Source organism: Paenibacillus sp. 102, from assembly GCF_039549175.1.
In the GTDB taxonomy this organism is placed as follows: Bacteria; Bacillota; Bacilli; order Bacillales; family Bacillaceae_G; genus Bacillus_A.
The window spans coordinates 1-22,000 of the sequence record NZ_JBCGHT010000006.1 but is presented as its reverse complement, the minus strand read 5'-3'; the positions used below and the strand labels follow the sequence as shown (position 1 = coordinate 22,000).

The following is a 22,000-nucleotide window of genomic DNA, read 5'->3' as shown; positions in this document are numbered from 1 at the left end:
TTATATTAAATTCCCTGTTTCATAGTTGAGAGATTTTAAAAATTTTTAATCATCGAGTGTTCAATAATATTTTCATTTATTATGAGAGCGTGTTATATTTTGTAGCAATAGATAGTTAGAGGAGGCTGGTGTGTGTTCGTATATACCAAAGTGAAATGAGTATATATTAGAACTTTATAATTCTTCTGCAACAATAAATACTGCGATAATTCTTTGAATAGGAAAATGGAAGATATCCTATATTTTAATAAAAATCTTTTTAGTAGGAGTAATATGATGAAAAGGTATGAGGAGTTTGACTCTCTCAGAGGATTAGCAGCACTTCTTGTAATAATCGGGCATCATATGATGTTATTGCCTGCGTATGAAAATTATCAATATAAGTTAAACAGTCCCTTTATCATTTATTTATTCAAGGAAACTCCTTTACGTCTTGTTTTTAGTAGCGGCAACGAATCTGTCATTCTCTTTTTTGTATTGAGTGGTTTTGTTTTGTATTTATCCATTCATAATGAGAAATTTCATTATGGTGTATACATAATAAAACGGATTTGTCGAATTTATATACCATATCTAGTGGCAATCAGCATTTCTATTATTGCTAAAATGCTTTTTAGTCATAATGATATGCCATTTATTAGCGATTGGTTTAGTAAATCATGGACGGCTGAAGATACACTAGTTTTATTCTTACAACATCTTGTTTTTATCGGTGAATATAACACGGACGCATATAATAATGTTATATGGTCTCTTGTCCATGAAATGAGAATTTCGATTGTATTTCCATTTCTGACTTTCTTTTTTATTCGAAAAAAACTCAGATATTCCTTAGTGTGGTTTATAACTTTAAGTCTTTTTTCGACTCTGGGTCTGTATTTGTTTGATGCTGGTAGAAGCATAACTAGTAGTTTTTTAAGCTTTCACTACATCACTCTTTTTTTTATGGGAGCTCTATTAGCCAAGTATCGTTATTTTATTTTCCATTATGCATTAAAGATGAAAAAAACAGTGAAAATCATATTACTGCTGACTGCAATTATTTGTTTTATGTATGAAGGAATGATTGGCGAAGTGGATTTTTTGAATAACTATATATTGAGAGACTACGTTGTCTCGTTCGGGGTTTGTATAGTAATGATTATGAGTATCTCTTCATGGACATTTAGTACGTTATTAAGAAGAAAAGTCTTTATTTTTCTTGGAAAGATTTCTTACAGTCTTTATTTATATCATCTTGTTTCTTTATTCACAGTTATGTATTTATTTTATGATCAACTACCTACCATATTAGTAGTCTTTCTTTCTTTTTTTCTTTCTTTTTTACTGTCTTCATTAGGATATTTATTTGTTGAAAAACCCTGCATAAAACTTGGGCGGTATTTAACTAGGAGAGGATGAACAATCTAAAGCTTTCGATTTCCTAAATGGTGTTGAAATTAAATCACAAGAAGAATTAAATGTTATGAAAAAAGCATTAGGTGATTTTCCTAATGGTTTCATGACGGCTAAGTTTATGTATGAGGAACAAATGAAGGCAAAGAGTAAGCAGGAATAATGAATGATAAAAAGGTTCCTTAACAAACTGAGTGTAAATGTTAAGGAACCTTTTTATGTATCCGGAACCCCATAAGTAAGAGGGGAGGGGATCAACCTTCACTAATTAAAGTTTCGCTCTATTGTACCCCACTCTCCAAAATCGAAAACGTCTTCTTCTCACAATCAATCTCCGCCATAGCGCCATAAGGCAAAATAAACTTAGGTTCGGTATGACCAAAGTTTAAATTATATAGAATGGGTAAATCTTCTAAATGATATTCTTTCATAACGGTTAGAATTTCAGTTTTATATTCTTCATAATACTTTTCGTCTTTCGGTTTGCCGAAAATGATTCCGTTTGTGTTTTGTAAAATGCCCTGTGCAGCATAATTTCGTAACCAATACTTTATATAATTAGGTTCCGGTTTTTCTTCAGATGTTTCAAAGAATAGAATGCTATTTTCCCAATATTTTTTCTCAGGCCAAAGCTCTGTTCCTTTTGCGAACTCGAGTACTTCTATACACCCTCCGATTAAACGACCTTGTTTGATGCCTGAGCCTTGAAGGAGTTCATATCCAGTATTTTTCTGCATGGTGCGACGTGTATTTTTGTTTGATTCAATCCACAGTAAACGCTCACTTGTCCATTCAGTAGCGGGCCCGATTTCCCCAATCGTCTCATTTGAAAAGAGCGTTCGATTCACCATTTCAATTGTATATGGATCCATCTCAATATTTTCAGCAAAATCGGTTAAAATGGCTGGACCGTAAAAAGAAGAGATGCCTGCTTTATGACAAAATAAATGTGAAATCGTCACATCAGAGTAACCCATAAAAACTTTTGGGTTTTCACGTATCACATCAAAATCAATATAAGGAAGCAGGCGAATGCTATCTTCGCCGCCAATATTCGCAATGATTCCTTTAATACTTTCGTCTTGAAATGCCGTCATTAGATCCATCGCACGAGCTTGTGGATTCTCGTAAATATAATCTGAACCTTTTAAACTGTTGGGCATAGGTACAACGATAAGGCCAAACACTTCTTCTAACCTTTTTACTCCTTGTTCATAACGCCACCTGAGTTCTGGATCGCCTGCGCCTCCCCAAGAAGGACTAATTGTTGCGACGCGATCACCACGTTGTAATCTTTTTGGTTTTCTTAACACAGTAACTCCCACCCTTAATCATTCGATTCACTATACGATTTGTATAGCATGTAATCTTTTTCTACATCATGAAAAAAATCCCTGCCAGTAAGCAAAAAGGAGAGTACATGTTTACAAGATAATAAATTCCAAAATTATCCTTTCTTTTATGGATAACTAAAAATATAATGAGAATGATTATCAAGCAGTTGTTAACGAACCTTTCGTATTATATCAAAATGAAAAAGGTTGAAAAAACTTTTGTTGATTAAAGTTTCACTTTATAAACATTTGGTATACTATTATCATATTAATATGATAATACATTTTTAGATTTGTACATAACAGTTTAATACTCATGAAAGAAAAGGGGACAAAATGATGAGTACGAAAAAAACAGTCGCAATCTCTACACTAGCTTTAGCGATGATAGCAGGCGCTAATACAAGTTATGCCGAAGTTAATGAGGCCGCTCCAACACACGATTCGATTAAGCAACATGCAGAGGAGAAGTTATCAGAACTTAAGCAGGCGCGGCAGCGTGCAGAAGAGCGAGCGGCGGAATTAAAACAAGCGAAACAAAATGCAGAAGAAAAAGTAACGGAAGCGAAACAACATGTAGAAGAGCGAGCATCGGAATTGCAACAGACGAAACAACATGTAGAAGAAAAAGTAGCAGAAGCGAAGCAACATAGAGAAGAGCGAGTATCGGAATTGCAACAGACGAAACAACATGTAGAAGAAAAAGTAGCAGAAGCGAAGCAACATAGAGAAGAGCGAGTATCGGAATTGCAACAGACGAAACAACATGTAGAAGAAAAAGTAGCGGAAGCGAAGCAACATAGAGAAGAGCGAATATCGGAATTACAACAGGCGAAACAAAATGCAGAAGCGAAATTGACAGAATTAAAACAGACGAAACAAAATGTAGAAGAGAAAATAGCAGAATTAAAGCAGATTAGGAAAGACGCGGAAGCGAAAGTTTCTGAAGCGAAGCAACATAAAGAAGAGATAGCATCAGACTTAAAACAAATGCACGAGACAATCGAAAGTAAATTAGCAGAATTACTCCAGGCGAAACAAGTGATAGAGGGAAACGTATTAGAGTTAAAACAAATGAAACAAACGCTGGAAGATAAATTAGCAGAATTACTCCGTACAAAACACACTGTAGCGGAAGAGAAACTAGTAGATGTGAAACAGACAAAGAAAAACATAGAAGAGAAATTAAATGAATTAACACGTGCGAAACAAGATGTAGAAGCAGAGATAGCGGAATTACAAAAGGCGAAGCAAAATGTAGAAAATAAAGTAAACGAACGAAAACAAACGAGTACTCCTCTTAAAGTGGAAAACGATAAGAGAGAACTTCCTAACGCCGGGGGAACAGAATCTAATACAACCGCTCTAGGAATGTTATCGATTTTAGGTGGAATTGTATTAGCGATGCGAAATAGAATGAAAAAGATGTTGTAATAAAGTGTATGAAAACTGTTTTTTTGCAATAATTTATATTCCTAAGGAGTGTCTCATAAGTCAAGTTTTTGACTATGAAACACTCCTTTTTGTTGTTTTATAGATGGATAGGTTGAATTATTCTAGTTTGATGAATCAGAACTATCACCGCCAGTGTCTGAATCATGATCAACACTTTCGTTTTCACTAGCACTTTTCATAGATGCAGTAACAAAAGTTGCTGTCATCACGGCGTCCATCCACTCTGTTTCGGCATCTTTCGTAAGTTATATTAGAGTTTTTATGTCCTGCTGTATCGGTTGTGGAAGAATGTTTTTTAGTTCTTTTCTTCAACTAAGAGTGCGGATTCATACAGTAAGAATTATTTTTTCAATTATTAAATAAGAAAAAATGGACCCATATTATAATTGACAGAGGTATGTTATAGTCAGAATAAGGGTCTTACCCTTATTTACTTTTTATAGGAGAGTGTTTAACATGATTATCAAGTTCATTCGTTTACGTTAATTTTAAACACAATTCGTTATGCCCAGCTATTTTTTTCAAAACATGTGGGTTTATTTGAGTGTGTCTTTTTTATTAACTAAATACGAATGAAATGAGGAGTTAATCATGACTGAAAAGATTATTAAAATTAATGAAATTGATATATGTACAGAGAGCTTTGGCAATTCAGCAGATCCAGCAGTTTTACTGATTATGGGAGCAATGTGTTCAATGGTTTATTGGGATGAGGAATTTTGTCAACAATTAGCTGATATGGGCCGATATGTTATTCGTTATGATAATAGAGATGTCGGACGGTCAACTACTTATGAACCGGGGAGTTCCCACTATACTGTGGTAGATATGGCTGATGATGCGATTGGGGTACTCGATGCATATCATATTGACGAAGCACATATTGTTGGAATGTCATTGGGTGGAATGATTGCTCAAATTGTAGCCTTAAGGAACCCTCAGAGAGTTCTAAGTATAACTTTGATTGCATCAGGTATTTTTGGTTCTGAAGACAACAACCGGAATTTGCCTCCAATCGATGAGAAGATACTCGCTTACCATGCTAATGCGGCCAAACTAAATTGGTCGGATGAAGAATCTGTTGCAAATTACTTGGTTGCAGGATCAGCTTTACTCTGTGGTTCAAAGCATAAATTCGATGAGAAGAGGGCTAATAAGCAGGTAGAAAAAGAAATAAACAGAGCAAATAATCTACTGAGTATGTTTAATCACTCCCTTCTTAAAGGCGATGATTCTTATGAGGGGAAGTTAAAAGGAATCAATATACCTACTTTGGTTATCCATGGTACAGAAGATACAGTGCTTCCATACGAGCATGGTCTTGCTCTTGTTAATGAAATTCCGCATGCTTTGTTACTAACCCTAGAGGGATCGGGACACGAGATTCACTGCGACGATTGGGATCATATAATCAACGCTATTTCGAACCATACTTCAGTCATGTAATCATTATAGGAATCGTATAAAACAAAAAACACTTGGAAAAAGGGCTACAATCGAATTTGTAACCCTTTTTTTCTATTAAAAATCAGTTTTGGAACTGTTACTCAGTTAAAGAATACTAATCACTTCGTTTTCCTGGTTCAATTTCCACATCGGAAAATTTTCCACTCAACAAGTCATGCTCTAGTTGAATCTTCACACCAGCTGTATGATGTGAAATATCCGACGCTTATGTAGGAATGACTAATAAAGTACCAACTCGTGTGATTGTTCATCGCCTAACAAAAGAACAACAACAAAAACGATTACAAGATCAAACTGTAAGAGAAAGAAAGAAAGGAATGAAGTATTCTGCTCGTAGTAAACGACTTAGTGGTATCAATATAGACATGAAAACTAAGATGTTTTTAAAGTAGAGGTACAGTCTTAAAAATGTGCATGCCAAATAAACTTAGATAGGCATTATTATTAGCTTGATAGCGATGTGGTAATACCCAACAGCCTTACAAATTTCTGAGTACACAGAAGGGCAATATATTCTTATATAAATTTTATATTAATTTATTATTAATAATATATTATCCATATTAAAATATGGTCTTTATAATGAAGATATCACTTTTAAAGGGAGGTACTAGAATGGAGTTTAGTAAACTTGGCAATAGCGGATTAACAATAAGCAAGATTGCATACGGAAACTGGATAAATCATGGGGGTAAAGTAGATGAGGATACTGCAAAAGAGTGTGTTAAAGCAGCACTAGATGTCGGTATAACAACATTTGATACTGCTGATGTTTATTCAGACACTAAAGCTGAAGAAGTACTCGGCCGGTCTTTACAAGGTATACGACGGGAGAGCATTGAACTATGTACAAAGGTGTGCCATCCGACTGGGAATGGGCAAAACGATAAAGGTTTATCACGAAAACATATTCTAGAAAATTGTAATGCATCTTTGCGTCGGTTACAGACCGACTATGTTGATGTCTATTATGCACACAGATTTGATCCAACTACTCCTCTTGAAGAAACGATGTTAGCTTTCGCAGATCTTGTAAGGCAAGGTAAAGTGCTTTATATCGGTGTAAGTGAGTGGACAGCAGAACAAATCACCCGTGGTGCAGCACTTTCACGGGAATTGAATATTCCGCTCATCGCTAGCCAACCCCAGTATTCAATGTTGTGGAGAGTTATCGAAACCGATGTGATACCAACCTGTCAACGTGAGGGACTTGGGCAAGTAGTATGGTCGCCTCTCGCACAAGGCGTTCTCACTGGAAAATATCAACCCCAAAAACCAGTACCAATTCAATCACGTGCTAATTCTCCTGCTGGCCAACCATTTTTTTATAATCTTGCACAACGTTGGATGAACGACAATGTGCTCACTGCTATCCAAAATCTCAAACCCATCGCACAAGAGATTGATCTTACCCTCGCTCAACTCGCAGTAGCTTGGGTACTACAAAACCAAAATGTTTCCTCAGCAATTATCGGTGCCTCGAGCCCGGAACAGGTAAGAGAGAATGCGTTCGCTTCTGGTGTCAAACTGGAACCTGAAATAATGAATCAGATTGACAAAGTACTAGAAGGTTTCGTTGAGTACGATCCGAGTAAAACAGGTTAAGTTTTTGCACGTGACTTAACCAGAAATATATACAAAATCTTTGTAGTCTTCCTTTGTAATATTTTACTACCCATCCCATCAGGATGGGCTTTTATTCTTGGTGATCAAGTTGTAAAATCGAATACACCTCTCTAACAACTGTTAAGAAATGATCTACTACTGCAGATTTTTCATCTTGTCTCCATCCAACATATAGATTTACTTTTGGTGTAGTCTCTTGGATTTTTTTATAGATAACCCCAGGACGTTTATAACTTTCCACCGACGATGGAACGACAGAAACTCCCATTCCTGTTGCAACTAAATTAACAATAGTTTGCATTTGGATAGCTTCTTGAATAACATTTAAACTTACACCATGATCCCAAAAGTAGCTAATAATTAAATCATAAAAATTTGGGCCCAAATGACGCGGAAACAAAATAAATGGTTCATCAATTAACAATTGGAGTGGAATTTCGGGCAATGAGGCGAAAGGGTGATCTTGATGTAAAACCAATCTTAAAGACTCTTCAGAACAAACTTCAGAAGTGAGTGTCTCGTTGCTCTGTTTAGAACGAATAAATCCAATATGAATTTGTTTCTCATAGAGTGCTTTTAGTTGCTGCTCCGTTGTCATTTCAAGTAAGATAAGATGGATTTTAGGAAAGCGTTCTCGAAATTTATTAAGAACTTCTATAACGATTTCTGTGGAATCGACAAAACCGATTATTAAGTTCCCTATTTTTCCTTCAGCTGCAAGTTGTGTTTCTTTTATGGCTCTTTCTAATTGAAACAGTGTTTTTTGAGATCCTTCTAAAAATATCTTCCCAGCATCCGTAAGTTCAACCATTCTTTTTGTTCGATGAAAAAGTTGAACTCCCAATTCTTCTTCTAATTTACGAATTTCTTGGCTTAGAGGAGGTTGTGCCATCCTAAGACGTTCTGCTGCACGACTAAAATTCAATTCTTCTGCCACCATTATGAAATATCGCATTTTCCTGAGATCCATTTTAATCCATCCCTTCTACTAAAATCCAATAATGACTTTTCTTTTATTATCAAACTCATTTAGGTGCCTAGTATTTTCGTAGCCATGTTTTTTATGTTTTACGGCTCTTTGGTATTAGGGAGAGAAGATGTTTTAGAGTTTATCGACCTGTTCCATAGATAAGGGAAAAAATACCTTTCTTCAAATAGCCTGTCAGTTAGTTAAGTAATTACACAAACTCATTTTAACATAATATCCCATTTCAGAATCGAAATTTTCTGAATAGGGGATGTTCAATAGAAATGAAAAAAGCCGATTTCCATCGTTAATAGGAGAACGGCTTTTTTTGCGTGGTATTTGTGGTTAAAATATCACTAAACGAGTTTATACATAAGAATATCATCTACATATTCATTATCATTCATTTTAAATTCTTTAATCTTACGGCCTTCTTCAATGAAACCCATCTGTTTGTATAAAGAGATTGCATGATGATTTGTTGAAAAAACTCCTAAACTGATTTTCTCAATAAGAGGATTTTTCTCTGCCCAATCTAATAAAGCTTGTAGGAGCATTTTTCCGATTCCTAGTCCTCTGTGATTTTTACTGATCATAATTCCAAAGGAACCTGTATGAGATAATCTCTCTTTATTCTCGTTCATAAATACAATCCAACCAACAACTTCACCATCTTTTTCAGCAACAAGTAATGTTTCTCTTTCATTCTCCAATACGTTCTGTACCCATTCTCTTTGCTCGGATGATGTTTTTTTAAACTCTTCAGGTAACGAAATGAGAAAGTGGCCTTCAGAAACGACAGATCTCTGTATGTCTAAAGTTGCTTCGGAATCTTCTATTGTTCCTGTACGAATCATGTAACTAACAGTCTCTTTTGAAATTGACAATGATATTCCCCCTTATAAAAATATTTTGTTAATATTCTCTGCCACCCTGATAATCTCCTACTTATATTTTAGAAGGAAGTTTTAAAGTATTGTCGTATCTATTAAGTTGTCATCAGGTTTCAGAAACCTTGGCGATGGAAAGGCACAGGTATTTACTTAATATAAGGGAGTGGGAAGATCTATGATTCATAGAGTTGGCCAAATTATGTTGTATGTAAATAACCAAGATGAGGCAGTGGAGTTTTGGACAGAAAAAGTAGGATTTCGTGTCGTTGCTGAAGAAGATAACGGGCAAGGAATGAGATGGATTGAAATTGCTCCAGCAAAGGGCGCAGAAACAAGCATTATTTTGCAGAATAAGGAATTCATTGCTAAAATGTCACCTGGATTAAATCTTGGGACACCTTCTTTAATGTTTTTCACGGAAAATCTCGATGAATTACGTAACGACCTATTAAATAAAAATATTACAGTCGGAAAAATTGTGAATATGCCTTTTGGCAGAGTATTTAACTTCGCTGATTATGAAGAGAATTATTTTGCTGTGATGGAGAAGAAATAAATTATCAAAACCTCCTGCTTGTTGAACAAAAAGCAGGGGTTTTTCTATGTTTCAGAATCGACAAGTGTTTTTGGACTCTAATGATGCAGCCTACGAGTCCACGCCATCGAATGAATCACCATGACCTGCTGCATCGGAACTATCGCTGTCAGTTCCTGAATCATGGTCGGTATTTGCATGTTCATTGGCATTTTTCATAGAAGCAGTAAGAAAAGATGCTGTCATCACTGCATTCATCCAATTCGCTTCCGTATCTTTCGTGGCTACATTAGCGTCTTTATGTCCTGCTGAATCTGTTGTTGAAGAATGTTTTTTTAATTCTTTTTCAACAGAACGATGTTTATTCATTGGTTTTCTAAAAATCCTCATGAGTACCATTAAGATGAAACAGATTACGGATAGGATGAGGATAAACAAGATGAAGTATAAAGATAAATCTAATATCTCTGTCATATGTATACCTTCCTTTATTCATTGAGTAAAGTTTAAGAATAACAAAAAATTCGGCACTATGAAACAGCAAATGTATATAGAAACACAAATAGTAATGGAATCGATTCTGAATCAAGTATCAATTTCCATCTTGAATTAGGGGGAACATATCTCTGTCGAGTTAGTGAAAATAGCTATATTTGTAAAATGCAAAAACCCTCAGATGTGTTTATAGGTCCACACCTGAGGTTAATCTCGGCTACCAGCTAGCCACTTTAACATCCGCTTTCAACCATTTCTCCCAAAGCGGGTCTTCTATTTTCAGTAAGCTTAATGACGCACCTTGCATATCTAAAGAAGTTAGATGGGTACCAACTTTTACAACTCGAATATCCAATCCTTCAAGTTCACATAAACGGCGAATGTCGTTTGCGAAGATATATTGTTCCATTAATGGAGTAGCACCTAATCCATTAATGAGGATGGCGAATTTGTCTCCTTTTTTCCAGCGATAAATACTTTTGAGTTTATTCATTAGTTCAATCGCCAATTTTTCAGAAGAAGATAATATTTCTTTCCGGTACCCTTTTTCGCCGTGGATGCCGACTCCGTAGAAAACTTCATTGTCTTGCAGTGTAAAAGAAACGTTGTCTTGAGTAGGATTGGTTGCTGGAGAGAGCGCGACTCCTAATGTATGCAGATTACGGATAACAAAATGGCCGATGTCTGTTAATTGTTGCAGAGAATGGCCTTCAAGAGCTGCTGCTCCGAGTATTTTATGAACGAAAATTGTCCCAGCTACTCCTCGTCTTCTTTTATTGAAGGAAGCATCATCTTCAATGGAAACATCATCATGTACAATGACATGATCAATCCGTCTTCCTTCTTGTTTTGCTAAAGATTCAGCAGTTAAGAAGCTTTCTACGTCAGCTTTGAAGTTTTTAATAATGAGTAGGATACTTTTGTCCTTGGGCACAGAGCGAACTGCCGCTACGATTTGTTCTGGCGAAGGGGGAGTGAAAATCTCTCCATTGACTGCTGCTGAAAGCATGCCTTTTCCTACATAACCAATATCAGCTGGCTCATGCCCGCTACCACCACCGCTTATGATGACAACATCTTGCTCGATTTCGGAAAGGTCTTTCTGATAAATGATGTTGTAGTCTTTGTTATAAGATATTCTATCGCTATGTTCAAAATAAAAGCCATGTAACATATCCTGAACAATATTTTGAACATCATTTATAATTTTTTTCATTGTTTTTTCCACCTTATGAATTGTTTACTGATTGCTTTAGTAAAAGCACTAATTGATTGTTTATCATATTTTTCATCATCGAAGACATGATAGACGGATCAATAGCGCAATGATTCTCAATCCAATCTTTTATTGTCCCAACAAATCCGTGACTATAAAAAGAGGCTAAGGTATCTTTTTTTACCTCAGAAATGTCTAATTTACAGCCAATTAATAGCTCATCGATAATTTTGATATATAAGTTTTTCGTATGTTCAAACAGATAGTAATTAAATGAATTTTGCTCGATTACTTTAAATGCATTTCGGTAGAACCCTTGATTTTGATAAAAGTAATGGAATAATAGGTCGAAAATATTTTCCCATTTTTCATAATCAAGAAAGTCCATAATATTTTCCTTCGTTTCTTCTTTATAAATCCAACTTAGCAATTCGAATTTATCTTTAAAATGATAATAGAATGTTTGCCTACGCATCTGACAATTCAACATAATATCACTCACAGATATTTTATGAAAAGGTTCTGTTTCCATTAATTGTTTTAGTGAGTTGGCTATGATTTTTTTGGAAATGATAGAAGAGCTCATGATAATCATCCCTACAATTTTATTCGTTTTTCATAATAGTAACATCCTATCTCTAAATGAAGAGGGTGTCTTTGGACAAATCGTTCATTTTGTCCGTTTACCATAAAACGCTTTCATTTTACTATAGTTAATAAGAAGACGCTTTCAAATATATCATAGTTCAGAAGAGAATGTATTGCGAGCGTTAATAGGTTCACGAAGAATGTAACAAAGCTTACAGAGGAGGAATAACAAATGAAAAAAATTATAAATCAACCTGAAACACTCGTTATGGAGATGTGCAATGGGATGGTTATGGCTCATCCGGAACTAGAGCTTTTGAAAAAGTATAAAGTAATCAAGAAAAAAGAAATGAACGAAAATAAGGTAACTTTAATTAGCGGTGGCGGTAGTGGACATGAACCGGCACATGCGGGGTTAGTAGGAAAAGGAATGCTGGATGCGGCGGTATGCGGAGACGTGTTTGCTTCTCCTTCGCAAATCCAGGTGTATCAGGCGATTAAAGCAACAGCTAGCAAAAAAGGGACGCTGCTTATTATTAAAAATTACAGCGGAGATATTATGAACTTTAAAAATGGTGCTCACTTAGCTACTGAAGACGGAATTCAAGTTGAATATGTTCGCGTAGATGATGATATTGCGGTAGAAGATAGTCTGTATACAGTGGGCCGTCGCGGCGTTGCAGGAGTTGTGCTCGTGCATAAAATTGCTGGTGCGGCAGCAGAAGAAGGTATGGATTTAATGCAAGTCAAAGCTGTAGCGGAAAAAGCAGCGGCAAATGTTCGAACAATTGGTCTGGCGCTAACTTCTTGTACAGTTCCGGCTAGTGGATCGCCTACTTTTAAATTAGGTGAAGATGAGATGGAATATGGCGTTGGTATCCACGGAGAACCAGGAAGAAAACGTGAAAAAATTATGACTGCAGATGAACTTGCTTTACGTATGACAAATGATCTTGTGAAAGATTTAGGGCTAGATGAAGATGCTGAAATTGCTGTTCTAGTAAACGGATTTGGCGGCACACCGCTTCAAGAACTATATCTGTTTAACAATGCAGTTACGAGAGAGTTAAGCAAAAGAAATATACGAATCAATAGAACGTTTGTCGGTAATTACATGACAAGTATTGATATGGCTGGACTTTCTTTAACTGTCATGAAACTAGATGATGAGCTGAAAACATTGCTATCGAAAGAATGTAATACACCTGCGTTTAAAGTAGATGGACCAGTTGAGAGTGTAGAATATGTTGACATTGAAGAACAGGGGGAAGAGAAACCTGTTTCCTTTGAGACAGAAACAGCAGAAGAACACAGGGTCATCAAGAATGAGGTAATCACATTAGATAACATGATGTATCTTGTCGATAAAATGAGCGAAATCATTATTAAGAACGAAGTACCTTTCTGCGAATTGGATACGCATGCAGGCGATGGTGATTTTGGGATGAGTGTCGCGAAAGGATTTAAACAATTAAAAAGAGAATGGAGCTCGATTTTAAATCAAGAGCATTTAAATATTGGGACTTTCCTTGATGCGTGCTCTATGGTAATTATGGAACATTGCGGCGGGGCTTCTGGTCCAATTTGGGGCGGAGCTTTCCGGGCTGCAGGTAAGGCTGTAGAAGGAAAAATGGAATTAACAGTCGGAGAGTTTGCTGAAATGTTGGAAGCTTCACTGAAAGGAATACAGTCCATTGGAGAGCGATCTTTCGGAAGAGGGGCAGAAGTAGGCGATAAAACGCTTGTAGATGCGCTTGCGCCTTGTGTCAATGCTTGGACAGAAAGTGCTGCAACTGGTGCGGATTTTAAAACTGCTTTTGAAAAAGGGGCAGAGGCTGCTGTTAAAGGAGCAGAATATACAAAAGAAATCGTTGCTCGAATGGGCCGCGCTGGTACAGTTGGCGAAAGAAGCTTGGGGTATCCCGATGCTGGTGCTTATGCGTTAGGGGTTATCTTTACAGAACTATCTCGTAGCCTCAAATAATGGAAGTTTGTGTTTCTGGATACTGGAAATTTCAAAGTATGTAGATAAATAGAAGGAAAATAAGAAAGAGAAAACGCTAAAAAGGTACCTGATGAAGCAATAGGTACCTTTTTTATTATTATTCTTTTCTATGTAGATATCTTTAATGGATTCTATATTGTCCCATTAGTTTTTCTTGACCCATTCGAACTAAACGCTTTGTAATTTCTCCACCAACAGAACCATTCGCGCGTGCAGATGTCTCTGGACCAAGTGTAACCCCAAATTCGTGTGCAATTTCATATTTCATTTGCTCAATCGCTCCTGCTGCACCAGTTATAAGAATCTCATTTGAATTATAATTATGTCCCTGGATATTCAATTTCAGCACCTCCATTTAATTTGTATATAATGTTATTATAATTTTGGTTAAGTGTGTATACCAATATATGGGTGTTTTATAATTAGATTTGATAACGATGTTTCCATATTCCTAATAAACGAAAAATAAAAAAGGTAAGATCGTAGAATGCGATCTTACCTTTGAGATCAGGAGAATGAAATAGGATGACAATTGTTACAAGTGTATCGGATTTCTTGTAAACTTTAAATGAAGGGTCTTATCTCATAACCATCAAGCTAAAGAATCACATCCCAAAAACCACGATGTGATTGGAATAGAAGATTTGCAAGTATCCAATATGTTACAGAATCACAAGCGATTTAAGAAGTATCTTGGTCACAATTCAGAGCGATGCTTGCGTATAAGGCAGAGTGGTATGGGAAACAAGTCGTCGTGGTATCTAAAACATTCGCTAGCTCTTAACTTTGTTCGCATTGTGGCAATAAAAATAAAGATGTGAAAGATCTGAAAGTACGTGAATGGAAGTGTCCTTCTTGTGGTACGCATCATGATCGAAATGTCAACGCAAGAAAAAATTTGAGAAAAGAGGCCTTAAGGCTTCTAACCGTAGGGACTACAGGGATTGCCTACTCATAAAGCTGAGGGATACTTTGGTGTTCGTAGGAATCTCCCACTTCAGATAGTTTGTTAGACTGTTAAGTGGGGGTAGTTCAAACTGCTAGTGATGTATATAAAGGGCTACGCATTAGTGATAGCACGTTAAGAAAGTACATGGAAGTGTTGCAGTGAGAAGGATTTACAGTAAAAAAGGATAAGCACGGTAGACGGGAATACACAGAACAGGGCATTATGGTCATTGAGAAGCTTATTGAGCTAAGTAAGCATGACGGTATGACACTAGAGAAGGCAGCGAAGATGATTGCGCGGCAATTGGAAAGTATTGATCCTGAATTGATTGAAGAAGAGACAGAGGAAACAGATTTAATACCATTTCACATTAAACAAAAATTACAGCAACAATACAGCGTTATGGCGTAAGAAATGAATCAGAGTATGTTAGAGATGGAAAAACGATTAAGTGAACAGGCAGAGCAAAGAAGTATACGAATTGAGGAAAGTATAGACAACATAACGAACGAGTTGAAAACGATTAGAAGCACGGGATGAGCACCTTATGAAAACGTTTCGTGAGATTCAGGAGATAAAGAAATTAATGCAAGAATTTCGGCAGAGATTGCAGCTGCAAAAGAGAAGAAAAAGCCGTGATGGAAGTTCTGGTAAGGGATTAAAAATATAACGATAATATCCGTAAAGTAAATTTAGATATCTAAGATAATTGAATTATACGAACACTGACAGCTCTAAAGAATGGAGGAATACTTCTGAATGTAGTAGGACCAGTAGGTGCTTGATTAAACACCTCTAAAGTATTTAGAGTATTACCGGTTGTATTAATGATGGCTCCTCCTGATGCTCCTACTGGAAGTGGAGTAGGTGATATAAAATTAAAATCATTAGTTGCTTCACTAAAGGGAAGCACTGTAGCTCCATTTAAACGAAGAGCAACGTTTAAACCACTACCTGCTGGTGCAGAACCATATACAGAGTATTCAACTGAATAAGTGTGATTAGGTGCAAGTAAAATGATAGGCGATGGTGGGATATGTGAGATTGTAGTTCCATTAATTAATTGATCTGTGTCTAAAGGTATCGGCGTATCAGGGTTTACTACTGTAACAGGAGCAGTATGACCTATTAAAGCGTTACTTGCAGTGACAGCAGGTTCTGGTGGCACTGGAGGATTTGGAATACCTTGAATAGGAATACTGACAGTGTTAGGGATAGGACAAGCAATTGCATGAGGATTACAATTATTTTTGTTATTTAGGTTCAAGAATAACCAGACTCCTTTACGTATCATATTTATTATTATATATAATGCAAAATAAGTCTTTTTTCTTGTATGTCTGCCTATACGTATTTAAGGTATTGGAGAATACATTGTAGAAGATACATAGGGATATTTCTATGCGGAATTTCGCTACCTTTATGATGCCTCCTACTTGTTAGGTACATCTTCATTATTCTTAAGAATATAAAGGATATCTAGCGAACAGTTCCGCATTTTTGTATATAGTGATTCAATTAAATTCAGTATTTGAAAAGTGAAAAATCTATCTTGCTATAGTTGTCTATGACAGTGCATTTTTTCGTTTTGGAAGGTTATTCATTTTCTTAAGCTGATGGGCATGGGGTCTTACCCAAAGTTGAGAAAAATCCACATATCCAAAATATTTCATCTTAATATTCGTTAAATCTGATGAAAAAGGAATCTGGCGTTTATCATAGTATAAGGGAATCATAATAGAGGATTCTATCAGTTCTTTTTCAACCCTTTTATTTAATGTGGCCCACTTCTCAAAATGTGTATGTTTGTATGTAGCGAGTTGCTTTTTAATGTTTTATTTGTTTTTAAAATCTTAGCCAAACCAATTGCTTATAAAATTTGGCTAGTTGCGGAAGTGAAAGAGTGCTTAGAAAAAAATCATGAAAATATAGTACTTGATCTCATTCAAAATTATAAAGTTGCGATTCAAGATAGAGCATTTTTAAAAGTTGTAATAGGGTCTACCTGCATATTTGCGGCAGAGTTCTCTTTAAATAGTTATATTGATGTACGACTTTCCGAAAGATTTCATACAATAAGTATTGGGAACTTTGAAATAGTAGGAGTAAGGATGCTCAGTCTTCTTAACATACAAAATATGCTTTTAGTAGTATGTTTAACGTTTGTTGTAAATAAATTTACAGATCGTTTAAGTGGGAAAAAAGCGTTACTTTTAGGTCTTGTACTCTATGGGATAGGCTATGTGACAGTAACATCTGCAAACACTTGGTACGTACTGGTTATTTTTAATCGCATTGCTACTGTTGGTGAACTTGTCTACTCTCCAATCAGAAATGCAGAACAAGCTAATATGATTCCAGCTGATAAAAGAGGATCGTATTCAGCTTTTGCTGGTCTATCAGATATTGGCGCGGATCTAATTGCAAGAATGACTATTATCGTTGGTGCATTTTTGGCTCCTACGATGATGTCCGTTTACATCGGTATCATTGTAATAATGGGGACATTCCTCTTATACACTGGACTGTTTGTTAGAACCAATATTCAATCTCAAGAAAGGCTGAATAAAATGTCATCGTAATAGCGTTTAAGGTGAAAAAGTTGGCTTCGATATTGCATCGAAGCCATTTTTTTCTAGGGAAATTCATCGATTTTTGATACATTAATAGTTGAGACATACAAATAAGGGGTAGAGATGCAGAAATGGAATTATTTGATTATTATAAGCGGAAAGGGAGATTTAAACTTCTAATCGGAACAGTTATTTTTCTATATGTACTATGGTGTGTATATGGAACGTGGGGAATGGTGGATTGGGGACAGGTTATCTTTATTTTGATTGTTTCTTCTGTTTTCCTCGGAATTGGATTTTGGCAACTGCGAAAAGGAAATACGATTGAGAAGAATTCGGTGAAAAGTGATGTAACGTTTTGGGATGTTGATACGTTTGTCGTATTGGAATTGCCGAAACGAAATACACAATTTGGTTTATACCATCCAGATGGAGGGTATATTGCTGGAACAAAGATTATGTCATCTAACATTCTGTTTTCAGTGATCCCTTTTTTAGGGAATAGAGATGTGTATGGATTAGAAACGAGTAGTGGGGAAATTCTTGCATATTTTCATACGGAAGTTGATGGGTATGATTGGGTAATCTATGATTCGAATTATAACCAGATTGGTATGTTTAAAGAAAAGATGATACAAGGATTTGGCTCGATACGTGGTTCTTTAATGGCGGATAAAGAAACGAAGTTGTCCGATGTAGAAGTGGAGTTTGATTTTATCCAAAGTACGCTGCGTACAACAGATGGACGTACATTAGCAATCGGTAAGCAAGGGTATATGCCGATAGAATGGAGCGAAAGGTTTATGGGACTCAATGTGCCTACTATTACATTAGGTTCCAATGCGTCTAAGAATGAAAAAATATTAGGGCTAGGGGTGCTCCTTTATAGTTTACGTACAATTGAGATTCGAAAAGATAGAGCGAGTGTTTAATAGGAAGGTGCTTTTGATCTATTTATTTATATATCTTACAAAGATGTCACATTTCTGTAAGGTTATTAGATAGTTTATTTCGTTTTGCGATGCCATAATAAAAGCATAAGAAACGTCAATACATAATAGGAGAGTGTCAGTAATGATTATAACAACAACTTCTGGAATTCAAGGAAAAGAAATTATTGAGTATGTGGATATTGTAAATGGTGAAGCAATTATGGGGGCCAATATTGTTCGTGATTTATTCGCCTCCGTTCGTGATGTTGTAGGTGGACGCGCTGGTGCATATGAAAGTAAATTAAAAGAAGCACGTGATATTGCGATGGAAGAGATGAAACAACTTGCGAAGCAAAAAGGCGCAAACGCAATTGTTGGCGTTGATGTAGACTACGAAGTTGTTCGTGACGGCATGTTAATGGTTGCGGTAAGTGGTACGGCTGTTCGTATATAAACAAAGAAGTATTTTATAGAATGATAGGATTCCCCCTTAGAGTAAACATATTCTGAGGGGGTTTTTGGTACTGTAGTAGAGCCGTTTGTTATTTTCTCAACATCGCATGCAGATAAATATGATAGAGTGGTAATTGGATGGGAGTCCAATTACATATTGTTAAAATTAAGGTGGTTATCAAGTCGGAGAGGGCACTCATGAGAGTGTCTTTTCTTTTTGATTGAAAGTAAATATTTATCCTGCATTAATTATAGGTGAATATTACCATATAAAAATTTGGCGGGAGATGAATCTTTTTATAGAACATATGTTTGTTTTGGTGTATAATGATCTTATCAAATAAAATGAGGTAAAAGCAGGAGAATCTCTAACCTCAAGCTTGTTTAGAGGTAGTTCAATCAGTAAAAGAAGGTTATTTTGGCTTCCTTTTAATTGCATAAGGATGGATGTATTCTCCTTTACTCTGAATCACAGGCAGATTACCTGTGATTTTCTAATTTGAAAGGAAGCAGTATGGTGGTAAAAAATAAAAAGTGCAGAGAACGTGATGGATTGATAATTAAGGTTGTGCCTTGTCCTAATTATTTGAAAGAACTAAGAGAAGGAGCTGGGATAAATAAGGAATGATGTGAAATATTTTTGCGTTTTATAAGGAATTAGAAAGGTATATTATCTGTAAAATAAACAAGTCATGGCAAATGAGGCTATTTCAGAAGGTATTTTAAATAATGGCTTCCTGCTCGTTATATTTGTTTATGGTAGAAATATCGGAGGAACTTTATGGAAAAGAAAATTAATTCTAGAGTAATATTAATAACTTTCATCATTGGTGCATTTTTTGTCATATTAAACGAAACCTTATTGAATATTGCTTTAACGAAGCTAATGACTGTATTCAACGTTGATGCGCCAACTGTTCAGTGGCTGGCAACTGGGTTTATGCTTGTTATGGGTGTTTTAATGCCAATTTCTGCATCATTAATTCAATGGTTCACGACAAGACAATTGTTTATAGGTGTTATGACTATTTTTTTAATCGGAACAATAATTGCTGCTTGTGCAGTGAATTTTCCAATGTTGTTAATCGGTCGTATGGTACAAGCTATTGGTACAGGGGTGTTAATCCCTGTTATTATGAATGCTTTGCTTTTACTTTATCCGCCTGAAGTCCGCGGGAAAATTATGGGGACCTTTGGTTTGGTTATCATGTTCGCACCTGCAATGGGGCCTACTCTATCGGGGGTAATTGTTGATCTATTCGGTTGGCGATGGCTATTCTTATTTGTTATACCTTTCGTGTTATTTTCAATTGTATTTGCGTTAAAATATTTGCAAAATGTTGGAGAGGTTACACGTCCTAAGATAGATATTATATCGATTATTCTCTCAACTATTGGTATTGGTGGAATGATTTATGGTTTTAGTAGTGCTGGAGAACATGCAGGAGGTTTCTTATCAATCACAATCATTTCTATTATCGTAATTAGCATAATTAGCTTAGTTCTATTTGTTCTACGCCAGTTGAAATTAGAGCAACCACTATTGGATGTTCGTGTATTCAAATATAAAAATTACACAAGAGGCGTTAGTCTTTTTGTTATTGTTATCATGGCGATGTTTGCATCTGAAATTGTAATGCCAATGTATTTACAAGGACCTCTCGGATACACTGCGAAGGTAGCTGGACTATTGTTATTGCCAGGTGCGTTATTAAACGGATTAATGTCGCCAGTAATGGGTACGTTATTTGATAAATATGGTCCTCGAAAATTAATCATTCCTGGTACAATTATGTTGATTGGGGTCATGATATTCTTTAGTAATATCACGCCTTCCATACCGATATGGTCTTTCATAATGGTATATATCATATTGATGCTATCTATTTCAGCAATTATGATGCCAGCTCAAACAAATGGATTAAATGAATTACCGAAGCATCTATATCCACACGGTACAGCTATTGCAAATACTTTGCAGCCAATTGCAGGAGCACTTGGAGTCTCTATCTTTGTAAGTATTATGACCCAAAGTACTCAAAGTCATATTGAAAAACAATCAACTCCAGTAACAGAACAGTTAATGAATGAAGCCATGACAATCGGTGTACATCATGCCTACTGGTTTGCCTTATTCTTATGTTGTATTGCTTTCGTTATTGCGTTATTTATCAAAAAGGCAATTGCTCCAGAATCTGATATGGAGTCTTGAAAGTAAGGTTTTCATTCGATAAGTTAATAGATTTATCATATATTGTTGAATAATTAAAACCTCATTTTTTAGTGATGCCACTGAAAAATGAGGTTTTTATTTTAATCACAATGTCTAAAGTACTACGAAAAATAAAGTGATTTGAAAATGAAAGTCGATATTCTCAACTACGAGGATATAGACTTTTTCCATTTGTGGACTTGAAATAGAGTCACGATGTTTGATCCCTTTAAATTAATAAATTTTCCGTTTGATTTTTCGCTTTTTCTTAAAGCCTCTTCTTGCTTAGTTATCTTTATTATATGAGAGATGAAATGTGATAAGAGGTAAATAGTAAAAGTATTAAAGACTAAACAAAAGCGTTATTTGAATAGAAAGTGAGGGATACGGAATGTCAAAGTATGAAGTGAAATATGTCCAAGAAGCTGTATTTACTATGGTTAATGGTGAAAAATTAATATTAGTAATTTGCCATATCAATTAGAAGAGAAAGTAACGTGAAAAAGCATCCGAAGCGAGTGCCTTTTTCTTTGTTATGAATATGTAGGGTTATATGTTAATGAACAATGCTAGGATAATTAACCCAAATAGAAATAATAAGAATCCTAAAATAAGCCACATTCCATTGAAATTAGACATAGTTGAGTTCTCCTTTTGATATAGGATTAGTTTAATATATGATAGCACCAATTGAAAAGGATAAGCATATATTATAGTGTAGGACAAGCTAGCTTAGTCTTATACTAGGGAAACTCCACTCTCAAAAGAGCATCCACTGTGAAGTGAACCCAAAAAGTTAGACACATATTTTTAAGCAGCTTGCGAGAAATGAGTTCTGTATTGTACAGGACTCATTCCTTTTAGTTTTATTTTAATACGATCATGATTATAGTAATGAATATATT

At 35.6% G+C, this 22,000-nt stretch carries 18 protein-coding genes and 5 pseudogenes; 13 read left to right on the top strand and 10 right to left on the bottom strand.

Features of this window, described 5'->3' with window-relative positions:
• The first annotated feature begins 273 nt into the window (after window positions 1-273).
• On the top strand, window positions 274-1,401 hold the full coding sequence (locus tag AAIE21_RS15475) for an acyltransferase family protein (RefSeq protein ID WP_343267584.1): 1,128 nt from the start codon (window positions 274-276) through the stop codon (window positions 1,399-1,401).
• Between the two features lie 275 nt (window positions 1,402-1,676).
• Here the strand turns inward: AAIE21_RS15475 and AAIE21_RS15470 are convergent, their stop codons facing one another.
• Window positions 1,677-2,708, bottom strand: a complete 1,032-nt coding sequence (locus tag AAIE21_RS15470) for a S66 family peptidase (protein WP_343267583.1) — start codon at window positions 2,706-2,708, stop codon at window positions 1,677-1,679.
• Window positions 2,709-3,068: 360 nt separating this feature from the next.
• On the opposite strand from AAIE21_RS15470, the gene AAIE21_RS15465 reads away from it, so the two are divergent.
• The 4 genes and pseudogenes from AAIE21_RS15465 (at window position 3,069) to AAIE21_RS15450 (ending at window position 7,256) form a co-directional block, all read left to right on the top strand.
• A complete protein-coding gene (locus AAIE21_RS15465) occupies window positions 3,069-4,163 on the top strand; it encodes an LPXTG cell wall anchor domain-containing protein (protein WP_343267582.1) in 1,095 nt (364 codons plus the stop codon).
• Window positions 4,164-4,775: 612 nt separating this feature from the next.
• The gene (gene mle, locus AAIE21_RS15460; RefSeq protein ID WP_343267581.1) at window positions 4,776-5,630 is read left to right on the top strand and encodes an alpha/beta fold macrolide esterase; all 855 of its coding nucleotides are present in this window, start codon (window positions 4,776-4,778) and stop codon (window positions 5,628-5,630) included.
• Window positions 5,631-5,839: 209 nt separating this feature from the next.
• A pseudogene (locus tag AAIE21_RS15455) lies at window positions 5,840-6,019 on the top strand (IS4 family transposase); the annotation flags it as partial.
• 247 nt (window positions 6,020-6,266) lie between these two features.
• Window positions 6,267-7,256, top strand: a complete 990-nt coding sequence (locus AAIE21_RS15450) for an aldo/keto reductase family protein (RefSeq protein ID WP_343267580.1) — start codon at window positions 6,267-6,269, stop codon at window positions 7,254-7,256.
• A 91-nt stretch (window positions 7,257-7,347) separates the two neighbouring features.
• Here the strand turns inward: AAIE21_RS15450 and AAIE21_RS15445 are convergent, their stop codons facing one another.
• Window positions 7,348-8,247, bottom strand: a complete 900-nt coding sequence (locus AAIE21_RS15445) for a LysR substrate-binding domain-containing protein (RefSeq protein ID WP_343267579.1) — start codon at window positions 8,245-8,247, stop codon at window positions 7,348-7,350.
• A 353-nt stretch (window positions 8,248-8,600) separates the two neighbouring features.
• Window positions 8,601-9,131: a GNAT family N-acetyltransferase gene (locus AAIE21_RS15440; RefSeq protein WP_343267578.1), complete on the bottom strand. Its 531-nt coding sequence runs from the start codon at window positions 9,129-9,131 to the stop codon at window positions 8,601-8,603.
• Between the two features lie 181 nt (window positions 9,132-9,312).
• Here AAIE21_RS15440 and AAIE21_RS15435 point away from each other — a divergent pair, with 181 nt between their 5' ends.
• A complete protein-coding gene (locus AAIE21_RS15435; protein WP_343267577.1) occupies window positions 9,313-9,693 on the top strand; it encodes a VOC family protein in 381 nt (126 codons plus the stop codon).
• Between the two features lie 90 nt (window positions 9,694-9,783).
• Here AAIE21_RS15435 and AAIE21_RS15430 read toward each other — a convergent pair whose 3' ends face one another.
• The 3 genes from AAIE21_RS15430 to dhaS all read right to left on the bottom strand — a co-directional run bounded on the left by AAIE21_RS15430 (window position 9,784) and on the right by dhaS (window position 11,969).
• Complete coding sequence (locus AAIE21_RS15430) at window positions 9,784-10,146, bottom strand: hypothetical protein (RefSeq protein ID WP_343267576.1); 363 nt, start codon at window positions 10,144-10,146, stop codon at window positions 9,784-9,786.
• 238 nt (window positions 10,147-10,384) lie between these two features.
• Window positions 10,385-11,383 (bottom strand): DhaKLM operon coactivator DhaQ, encoded by a 999-nt coding sequence (gene dhaQ, locus AAIE21_RS15425; RefSeq protein WP_343267575.1) that lies wholly within the window; start codon window positions 11,381-11,383, stop codon window positions 10,385-10,387.
• A 13-nt stretch (window positions 11,384-11,396) separates the two neighbouring features.
• Window positions 11,397-11,969, bottom strand: a complete 573-nt coding sequence (gene dhaS, locus AAIE21_RS15420; protein ID WP_343267574.1) for a dihydroxyacetone kinase transcriptional activator DhaS — start codon at window positions 11,967-11,969, stop codon at window positions 11,397-11,399.
• A gap of 234 nt (window positions 11,970-12,203) precedes the next feature.
• Here dhaS and dhaK point away from each other — a divergent pair, with 234 nt between their 5' ends.
• A complete protein-coding gene (gene dhaK / locus AAIE21_RS15415; protein WP_343267573.1) occupies window positions 12,204-13,955 on the top strand; it encodes a dihydroxyacetone kinase subunit DhaK in 1,752 nt (583 codons plus the stop codon).
• Between the two features lie 142 nt (window positions 13,956-14,097).
• Here the strand turns inward: dhaK and AAIE21_RS15410 are convergent, their stop codons facing one another.
• A complete protein-coding gene (locus AAIE21_RS15410) occupies window positions 14,098-14,316 on the bottom strand; it encodes an alpha/beta-type small acid-soluble spore protein (RefSeq protein WP_343267572.1) in 219 nt (72 codons plus the stop codon).
• Window positions 14,317-14,590: 274 nt separating this feature from the next.
• Here AAIE21_RS15410 and AAIE21_RS15405 point away from each other — a divergent pair.
• Both AAIE21_RS15405 and AAIE21_RS15400 read left to right on the top strand, forming a co-directional pair.
• Window positions 14,591-14,934 (top strand): annotated as a pseudogene (locus AAIE21_RS15405) (RNA-guided endonuclease TnpB family protein); the annotation flags it as partial.
• A 63-nt stretch (window positions 14,935-14,997) separates the two neighbouring features.
• A pseudogene (locus AAIE21_RS15400) lies at window positions 14,998-15,564 on the top strand (DUF3967 domain-containing protein).
• Between the two features lie 61 nt (window positions 15,565-15,625).
• On the opposite strand, the gene AAIE21_RS15395 reads toward AAIE21_RS15400, so the two are convergent.
• Both AAIE21_RS15395 and AAIE21_RS15390 read right to left on the bottom strand, forming a co-directional pair.
• Complete coding sequence (locus AAIE21_RS15395) at window positions 15,626-16,192, bottom strand: hypothetical protein (RefSeq protein WP_343267571.1); 567 nt, start codon at window positions 16,190-16,192, stop codon at window positions 15,626-15,628.
• A 298-nt stretch (window positions 16,193-16,490) separates the two neighbouring features.
• Window positions 16,491-16,786: pseudogene (locus AAIE21_RS15390) on the bottom strand (hypothetical protein); the annotation flags it as partial.
• A 1-nt stretch (window position 16,787) separates the two neighbouring features.
• On the opposite strand from AAIE21_RS15390, the pseudogene AAIE21_RS15385 reads away from it, so the two are divergent.
• The 4 genes and pseudogenes from AAIE21_RS15385 to AAIE21_RS15370 all read left to right on the top strand — a co-directional run.
• A pseudogene (locus AAIE21_RS15385) lies at window positions 16,788-17,507 on the top strand (MFS transporter); the annotation flags it as partial.
• Window positions 17,508-17,629: 122 nt separating this feature from the next.
• Window positions 17,630-18,430 (top strand): ABC transporter ATP-binding protein, encoded by an 801-nt coding sequence (locus tag AAIE21_RS15380; protein ID WP_343267570.1) that lies wholly within the window; start codon window positions 17,630-17,632, stop codon window positions 18,428-18,430.
• Between the two features lie 142 nt (window positions 18,431-18,572).
• On the top strand, window positions 18,573-18,884 hold the full coding sequence (locus tag AAIE21_RS15375) for a heavy metal-binding domain-containing protein (RefSeq protein WP_343267569.1): 312 nt from the start codon (window positions 18,573-18,575) through the stop codon (window positions 18,882-18,884).
• Between the two features lie 780 nt (window positions 18,885-19,664).
• Window positions 19,665-21,095 carry an MDR family MFS transporter gene (locus AAIE21_RS15370; protein WP_343267568.1) on the top strand — a complete coding sequence of 477 codons (1,431 nt, stop codon included), beginning with the start codon at window positions 19,665-19,667 and terminating at the stop codon, window positions 21,093-21,095.
• Window positions 21,096-21,905: 810 nt separating this feature from the next.
• On the opposite strand, the gene AAIE21_RS15365 is transcribed toward AAIE21_RS15370, so the two are convergent.
• A partial coding sequence (locus AAIE21_RS15365; protein WP_343267758.1) for an IS3 family transposase occupies window positions 21,906-22,000 on the bottom strand: 95 nt, incomplete at its 5' end.